The following is a 2,572-nucleotide window of genomic DNA, read 5'->3' on the forward strand; positions in this document are numbered from 1 at the left end:
ACCTCCCGAGTTTCCATTTATTTTACTTATCACCAAGTGCAGTCACGTAGTTGTAAGAGCCACACATTCTACAATCCTTCTAGAAAACTAACCCATCTTTGGTATCGCTCTCCAACTGTCTCATCATATTCATCTTGATTGAGAAAAATTCCCTTTTTATCAGGTTCGAGTTTGTTTTTTTCTGCATTATCTTCGAGTATTTCTCTAAGCCGTTTTTTTAGCCGACTATTGTTATCTTCTTTGTTATCCATAAAATAATCCCTTATATAGTCTTTAGTTAGCTTCCCACCTATCGTTTCAGACATTGAGAGTTTCATGACAATAAATAACAAATGTTCTATTTTTATTTTTACTCTATCGAGTTTAAATAAGCCTTTCTCATCTTGATAAATACACCTAGACGATGTATTTAAGCTGACTCTATACAATTGTTTTTCAAATTTTCCTTGGTCACTATTTTCAAATTCTATTACTGAATTTTTATTTGAAGGCAACAAAGGAACATGATTATATTTGCTATAATCAAGGCTATCACCATTATTTAAAGCTATTTCAATATCTTCGAAATACAATAAAAAATCCTTTACTAGATACATAGATATAGTTTCATTGATTTGGTATTTTTCAGAAATTATGTTATACAAAAACTTTGATTTTAGTAGTTTCTCAAGACCTAGAAAAGTATTTTTAGGCAAACTAGTTAAAATATTTTCCAAAGTCTTGATATCTAGTTGATTCTGTGAAACCTCTTGATAAAATGACATTGTGGGTTTTATCCATTCATTAGGTAGACCATTCTTCTTTATCAATAATTTAGATACTTCTCTATAATAAATTTCTTGCCAGTCCTTTTTATATTTGGAACGACCTATTATATTGTGAAAATTCCCAATAGTAATATTAGTAAAAACGTCACTCCCTGTTGCAGATTTTAACCCAATTCTAGATTCATATTTTTTCGAAAAATAATGTTTTTCCAAATAATTGTTTGTAAACCAATCTTGTAACAGTCTTTTCATCAGAGGGGTATTAGGGCTTTTTTGCATCAGAATGCTTATCTCATCATCATTAAATGAGCCTTTATCACTAATTGCAACATTTGGCAAGTCTAAATCCATATAGAAATACACTAAAGCATTGTGGAAAGTGATGCTATCATCCCTGATTATTTTGGATTTAATATTACTTCTAGACACATAATAAAACTTGGAATTCTCAAATCCATAGTGTCGGATTAAATTCTTTATAAGTTTGTATACATCTTCAAATTTAGAAGGATTTTCAATACTATTTAACTTTAATACTAATTTATAAGCTATCAACTCTCCTTCAGTAATCTGAATATCTAAATCTACCTCCTTAATCAAACGACTAAGCGAATAAGAGATAATATGTGTAACATTGGGTTCATTACTTAGTTCACCCAATTCCTTCACAAAAGGGCGGTACTGTAAGAAAGAGACTTTTCTTTTGTTCTCAAGGCTCATCTTTGTTTTCCAGATCTCAGCAAGACTAGTCGATACATCAATTAAGTCTGTCTGACTCAACTGCGTTAGATTTTCTTTGACAATATTTTGGAACTTGTCTGCATTAAAATCAATATTGATTTCTCTAGGACTAAACTTGGGAATGATAATTTTCTCATATAAAGGCTTTATTTCTTTTTTAGAGGAGATAACAATAACACGGCAACCAATTATTTGTTCAATATAATCAATAACACCTAAAGCTTCATTATAGCTCTCAAATTCACTCAAGCTTAAATTTTTAGACTCCTCAGCTGATTTTATAATAGTATTTGATACCCTTTCAAAATCATCAAAAACGAGAATCCATTCTTCTGAATAATTTCTAAGAATGTATATTCCTTGAGAACTATAAAACCATTGAATAAGATTTCCAATTACCGGTAAATTAACAAGAATTGAAATCTTTGTTTCTTGAATAATTCTATTATTTATTTCTTGAATAATATCTTTACGTGAATTTAGTCCAAACAAAGATACATATAAATATTTTTTCCCAATTTTATCTAACATTGAAGTAACAAACTTTGTTTTTCCTGTTCCCCAACTACCTGTTATCCATATATTTCTGACACCACTGTTAGTGATAAGCGACTCAAACTCCTTATACTCGTCCCCTTCGAAATTTTCTCTATCAATTCTCTTTTTTTTATTACTTTTATTTTTACACACATCCCTCAAAATAAAAAATGCTAAAACAATAAAACAGATGAAAAAACAACGATAAATTGTCTTGATGACTTCTATTGGTATTGTATATCCACAGAAGAGAATACCCACTGTACTATTAATACTAATTACAATCTTACGTCCTACTTCAGTAAATGAAATAATAACTAAAGCTAGCATGAAATACCAAATTCTTCTTAACTTCAACGTTTCTCCTACTTTCTTTTTCTACATACGTCTCCCATTCTACCATAACTGTAACTCAGTTGTTACTTGACTTATAATATAAAATAACCTCAAACTTATTTTCACCATCAAGCAAACACAAAAAACTCGAGAACCTCCCGAGTTTCCATTTATTTTACTTATCACCAAGT

1 protein-coding gene is annotated in these 2,572 nt (G+C 29.8%); it reads right to left on the bottom strand.

Going from position 1 to position 2,572, the window contains the following annotated elements; genetic code table 11:
* Positions 1–68: 68 nt before the first annotated feature.
* A complete protein-coding gene (locus tag AX663_RS04220; protein WP_156430757.1) occupies positions 69–2,402 on the bottom strand; it encodes a hypothetical protein in 2,334 nt (777 codons plus the stop codon).
* Between the last annotated feature and the right edge of the window lie 170 nt (positions 2,403–2,572).

The sequence above is a fragment of the Streptococcus sp. CCH8-H5 genome, assembly GCF_001556505.1.
Taxonomy (GTDB): domain Bacteria; phylum Bacillota; class Bacilli; order Lactobacillales; family Streptococcaceae; genus Streptococcus.